This window comes from Patulibacter medicamentivorans (genome assembly GCF_000240225.1).
Taxonomy (GTDB): Bacteria; Actinomycetota; Thermoleophilia; order Solirubrobacterales; family Solirubrobacteraceae; genus Patulibacter; species Patulibacter medicamentivorans.
This window is the reverse complement of record NZ_AGUD01000213.1, coordinates 1-5,403: the sequence shown is the minus strand read 5'-3', so window position 1 is coordinate 5,403 and position 5,403 is coordinate 1. Positions and strand designations below refer to the sequence as shown.

At 72.3% G+C, this 5,403-nt stretch carries 5 protein-coding genes; all 5 read right to left on the bottom strand.

Annotation, left to right across the window (positions count from 1 at the left end; all coding sequences use genetic code 11):
• Nucleotides 1–76 precede the first annotated feature (76 nt).
• On the bottom strand, nucleotides 77–1,165 hold the full coding sequence (wecB, locus tag PAI11_RS13835) for a non-hydrolyzing UDP-N-acetylglucosamine 2-epimerase (protein ID WP_007575795.1): 1,089 nt from the start codon (nucleotides 1,163–1,165) through the stop codon (nucleotides 77–79).
• A gap of 121 nt (nucleotides 1,166–1,286) precedes the next feature.
• Nucleotides 1,287–2,537, bottom strand: coding sequence for a type II toxin-antitoxin system HipA family toxin (locus PAI11_RS13830; protein ID WP_040600299.1), 1,251 nt, complete (start codon nucleotides 2,535–2,537; stop codon nucleotides 1,287–1,289).
• Nucleotides 2,527–2,856: a helix-turn-helix domain-containing protein gene (locus PAI11_RS13825; protein ID WP_040600297.1), complete on the bottom strand. Its 330-nt coding sequence runs from the start codon at nucleotides 2,854–2,856 to the stop codon at nucleotides 2,527–2,529. The genes PAI11_RS13830 and PAI11_RS13825 overlap by 11 nt, the downstream gene beginning before the upstream one ends.
• A gap of 80 nt (nucleotides 2,857–2,936) precedes the next feature.
• A complete protein-coding gene (locus tag PAI11_RS13820) occupies nucleotides 2,937–3,971 on the bottom strand; it encodes a 6-phosphofructokinase (RefSeq protein WP_007575789.1) in 1,035 nt (344 codons plus the stop codon).
• 90 nt (nucleotides 3,972–4,061) lie between these two features.
• A complete protein-coding gene (locus PAI11_RS13815) occupies nucleotides 4,062–5,213 on the bottom strand; it encodes an acetyl-CoA C-acyltransferase (RefSeq protein WP_007575787.1) in 1,152 nt (383 codons plus the stop codon).
• Nucleotides 5,214–5,403 lie beyond the last annotated feature (190 nt).

Sequence of the window (5,403 nt, the reverse complement as noted above, 5' to 3'; positions counted from 1 at the left end):
CCCCCCGCCGCTGATCGGCCGCCCGCCGTCGCGGCGTCCTAGCCGGCCGCGACCCGGCCGGCGCCGCCCGAGCCGCTCAGCCGAACGCCCGCTCCAGGGCCGCGACCACGCGGCGGCCGGCCTGCCCGTCGCCGAACAGCTCCGGTCGATCGGCCGGCGGCGACCGGTTGAGCGCGGCGGCGGCCGCGGCCGGGTCGAGGTCGACCAGGACGTTCCACCCGACCTCGACCGTCTCGGTCCACTCGGTCGTGTCCCGCAGCGTCACGCACGGAACGCCCGCCAGGTAGGCCTCCTTCTGGACCCCGCCGGAATCGGTCAGGACCGCGGCGGCGCCGACCAGCAGGGTCGCGAAGTCGAGCGGCCCGACGGGATCGATCAGGCGGATCGCGGTCGTGGCCTCGCCCGCCAGCCGATCCCAAAGCCTGTGCTCGCGCAGGCGGGCGCGGGTCCGTGGGTGCAGCGGCAGGACGACCGGCCGCTCGGGCGTCGCGACCGCGCGCAGGACCTCGACCAGCGACGCCAGCCGCTCCCGCTCGTCGACGTTGCCGGCGCGGTGCGCGGTCACCAGCAGGTAGCCGCCGGCCGCCAGGTCGCGCTCGGGCAGCCAGGTCGCCGCCCGCTCGCGGGCCCGCGGGTGGACCAGCAGCGTGATGTCGGTCATCACGTCGCCGACCTCGACCACCCGCTCGCCGAGGCCCTCCCGCTGCAGGTTGCCGGCCGCGGTCGGCGTCGGCACCAGCAGCAGCTGCGACAGGTGGTCGCAGACGACCCGGTTGCGCTCCTCCGGCATCCGGCGATCGAACGAGCGCATCCCGGCCTCGACGTGGGCCAGCGGGATCCCGGCGTCGGCCGCGACCAGCGCCGCGGCGAGGGTCGTGTTGGTGTCGCCGTAGACCAGCACGGCGTCGGCGCCCGCGTCGGCGACGAGCGGCTCCAGCTCGGCGATCATCCGCGCCGTCTGGGCCAGGTTGGTGCCGCCGCCCAGCGCCAGCTCGACGTCCGGCTCCGGCAGGTCCAGCTCGCGGAAGAAGACAGCCGAGAGCGCGTCGTCGTGGTGCTGGCCGGTGTGGACCAGCAGCTCGTCGTGGCGCTCGCGCAGGGGGCGGGAGACGGCGGCCGCCTTCACGAACTGAGGACGGTTGCCGACGACGGTCAGGATCCGCATCGGCCGGGATGCTCGCAGGGACGGCGGCGAGCCGGTCCCGTGGTCGCCATCTCCCAGCCGCTCCTCGTCGCGTCATCCACCGCAACGGCGGCCGAGACGACGAGGAATCACGCGTCGCCTCTCAGGTGCTCCGCAACGCGTACGGATTCAGCACCGCTCGTCCCCACAACAGGTCGCGTTCGGCGTCGCCCATCTCCGCCATCTCGCAGACCTCGACCCAGTCGCTCCGGATCACCTCGACCTGCCGCTGGACGATCTCTCGAGCCTCGCGTTCGGACAGGCGGTAGGTCGACGCCGTCGCAACGCACCCCTCGACCTGGCTCATCCGCCAGCCGTCCGGCGCGATCGCCATCGCCTGCGAGGCCTCTCCCCCGCCGCGGAGCATCGGGCAGATGTCGTAGGCCGGCGTGAGGGTCAGCAGCTCCGCGACCGGGTCCCAGAAGGCCGCATGGTTGCGCGCGTGGTCGTCCGTGTTGCCGATCAGGACGTTGAAGGTGATCCGGGCGAACAGCTCGTGCAGGGTCCGCTCCGGTTCGCTGAAGCGCTCTCGCACCTGCACCGCGAGGTCGGCGTAGCTCGCGTAGCGCGCAGCGAGCTCGTCCAACGCGAGAATCGTCAGCGCCGACACCATCGGTCGCCGGATCGCCTCGCCGCCGACCCGGTCGAAGCGCTCGACCAGCAGGACGTCGCGGCCGAGACCACGGGTCAGCTGCACCCGTGCGACGTCGAGGCCGGCCCGCCGGGCGAGCTCCATCGCGACGAACTCGGCCTTGACCACCGGGTACGTGTCGCCGTTGGACGAGAACTTCGCGATCAGGCGACGGCCACCGTCCTCGAGGAGCGCCTTGGGCCGTGCGCCACCGATCGAGCTTCCGTGCAGGAGGGCTCGATCGAGCGCCGGCGACAGGGCCACACCGCGCTCGACCCGATCGGCTGCCTCCACCAGCTCGTCGAGCGAGGCGCTGTCGCTCCTGCGCGGGACGTAGTCCGTAGCCGACCGCTGGAAGTCCAGGGCTCCGCTCCGATCGGACCCCGACTCGAGCAGGTACGTGAGCAGGCTCAGACGTCCGGGGTCGTCGGTCACGCGTGCCCGGGACAGTCGATTGAGGATCACCCGCTGTCCCCAACCGTCGGGACCGGCGTCCGCGATGCAACCGGCGACGCGCAGGCCCGGGAGCGGATCGATCACGCCCTGTCGGACCGGCAGCTCTGGCAGGTACAGCGGAAGCGCCACCTCACCGCCGCGGTAGCTCTGGCCGTAGGCGAACGTGATCCGATCACCGCGCTGCTCGACCACGCCGGCGACCAGCGGCTCGCTCGCCCGGGGCGGCCACGACCAGACGAAGGCGCGGTCGAGGGACTCAGAAGTCATCGTCCACGTCCCGATCGCTCCGCACGCGCCGGGGCAGCAGCGTCAGGCGCTCCTCAGCACGCCCGACCTCCGACGCCAGGCGGGCCCGCTCCTCGACGAACAGCGGAACCCCGACGAGCACTGCGGCGTCGAGGGCCACGCCGAGCCCGACCGTCAGATCCCCGTGCTCCACCTTGCGCACCGTGTGCGGGGTCGCGCCGACCCGCTCGGCAAGCTCCTGCAGCGTCCAGCCGCGCGCGACTCGCGCCGCGTGGACCTGCGCACCCAGCAGTCGGCCTGCCTCCTGCGAGATGGGGTGATAGCTCCGCGTGACTCGCACAGCGTCACTATAAAGCACTTTACAGCCATTAAGAGGCAATATAAGCGCGCTATCCGGAGGCCCCTCCGCGCTTCGAAGGCTCAGAAGAAGGTCTTCGCCAGCTCCAGCAGCCGCAGGTCGACCGGCTTGACCCCGACCACGTCGCTGAGCGGGATCCGGGTGATCTCGCTCCCGTCGAGGGCGACCATCGTGCCGAAGGCGCCGTCGAGGACCGCATCGGCGGCCGCGACCCCGTAGCGGGTGGCGAGGATCCGGTCGCTGGCCGTCGGCGTGCCGCCGCGCTGGATGTGGCCGAGGACGACGACCCGGGTCTCGTAGCCGGTCGCCTCCTCCAGCTCCTTGGCCAGTGCGGCGCCGATCCCGCCGAGCCGCTCGTAGCCGTACTCGTCGGTGTCGTCGCTGGCCCGGACCTTGCGGCTGGAGCCGTCGGCGAAGGCCAGCCGCGCGCCCTCCGAGACGACGATGATCGAGAAGTCCTTGCCGCGATCGTGACGGCGGCGGATGTTGGCGGCCAGCTCCTCGACGGTGACGTCGACCTCGGGCACCAGGATCCCGTCGGCGCCGCCGGCGATCCCGGCCATCACCGCGATCCACCCGGCGTTGCGGCCCATCACCTCGACGACCATCACGCGGTCGTGCGACTGCGCGGTCGAGTGCAGCCGGTCGATCGCCTCGGTCGCGACGTGGACGGCGGTGTCGAAGCCGAACGTCCGGTCGGTGCCGACGATGTCGTTGTCGATCGTCTTCGGGACGCCGACGACCGGGAGGTCGAGCTGGGCGTGCAGCTCGCGCGTGATCTCCATCGTGTGCTCGCCGCCGATCGCGATCACCGCGTCGACGTCCTTGCGCGCCATCGCGTCGCGGACGCGCTGCGGCCCGTCGTCGTGACGGAACGGGTCGTAGCTGGACGTCGACAGGATCGTGCCGCCCATCGGCAGCAGCCCCGACAGCGCGGGATGGTCGAGGGTCATGTGATCCGCGTGGGCGAGGCCGCGATAGCCCCTCCGCAGCCCGATCGGCTCGTGGCCCTCGCGCAGCAGCCGGCGACCGGCCCCGCGGATCACGGCGTTGAGTCCGGGGCAGTCCCCGCCGGCGGTCAGGATCCCGATGCGCACGCCCCGACCATACGGACGCCGCCGGCCGCCGTGGCAGGCCGATCGGCGCAATCCCCACCCGATCGGCCCGCCTCGTGGGAGCGGCGCGCCTTAGATGCGCTCGATCAGCGCCGCCATGCCCATGCCGCCGGCGACGCACATCGACTCGATGCCGTAGCGGCCGCCGGTCGTCTCGAGGCCGTTGATCAGCGTGGTCATGATCCGCGCGCCGGTCATCCCGAACGGGTGGCCGAGGGCGATCGCGCCGCCGAACGGGTTGAGCTGCTCGTCGGAGATCCCCAGCTCGGCCTTGCAGGGAACGATCTGGGCGGCGAAGGCCTCGTTGATCTCGACGATGTCGATCTCCTCGATCTTCTTGCCGGTCTGGGCCAGCAGCTTCTGGATCGCCGGGATCGGGCCGACGCCCATGATCTCGGGACGGACGCCGGCGACGGTCGTCGCGATGATCCGGGCGCGCGGCTTCAGGCCCAGCTTCTCCGCCTTCTCGGCGCTCATGATCAGCGTCGCAGCCGCGCCGTCGTTGAGCGGGCAGGCGTTGCCGGCGGTGACGGTGCCGTTCTCGGGGTCGAAGACCGGCTTCAGCTGGGCCAGCTTCTCGACCGTCGTGCCCGGGCGCGGACCGTCGTCCTGGGTCACGACGGTGCCGTCGGCGAGCGTGACCGGGGTGATCTCCTTGTCGAAGTGCCCGCTGTCGCGGGCGGCGACGGCGCGCTGCTGGCTCTTGGCGGCCCACTCGTCCTGCGACTCGCGCGAGACGTTCCACTGCTTGGCGACGTTCTCGGCGGTCAGGCCCATCGGCAGGTAGACGTTGCAGATCGAGCCCTCCGAGCCGTTGAGCAGCGGGTGGAACTCCCAGGCGCCGCCCTGGACGGAGCGCGAGACGGCCTCGACGCCGGCGGCGATGTACTGGTCGCCCTCGCCGGCCTTGATCGCGTGGAAGGCGGTCCGGATGGTGTGCAGGGACGACGCGCAGAAGCGGTTCGACGTGACGCCCGGGACCTCGAACGGCAGGCCGGCCAGCAGGCTGGCGTTGCGGGCGATGTTGAAGCCCTGCTCGCCCTCGCCGGACGCCGCGCCCATCAGCACGTCGACGGTCTCGGACCAGTCGACGCCCGGGTTGCGCTCCTGGAGCGCCTTCAGCGGGATCGCGGCCAGGTCGTCGGCACGGACGTCCTTCAGCGAACCCTTGACTGCACGGCCGATCGGGGTGCGAACGGCGTCGACGATGACGACCTCGGGCATGGGAGAACCTCTCGCTTTGCTGTTCCGGTTGGGGAGCGGCTCCTGACGCGCTGCGGCCGCTCCTCCCGCATCCTACGCCATGGATTGACTGGTCAGTCAACGCTCCGGCGCGGCGCCTGGGCGGGTGCCCGGCGGCGGGGCGGCCGAGGCCCCTACGCCGCGGGGCCCGCGCCGCCGGCGGCGACCGCCG

Excerpts from the sequence above, each read along its gene's own strand:
- wecB (WP_007575795.1), bottom strand. The coding sequence starts at position 1,165 with ATGCGGATCCTGACCGTCGTCGGCAACCGTCCTCAGTTCGTGAAGGCG.
- PAI11_RS13830 (WP_040600299.1), bottom strand. The coding sequence starts at position 2,537 with ATGACTTCTGAGTCCCTCGACCGCGCCTTCGTCTGGTCGTGGCCGCCC.
- PAI11_RS13815 (WP_007575787.1), bottom strand. The coding sequence starts at position 5,213 with ATGCCCGAGGTCGTCATCGTCGACGCCGTTCGCACCCCGATCGGCCGT.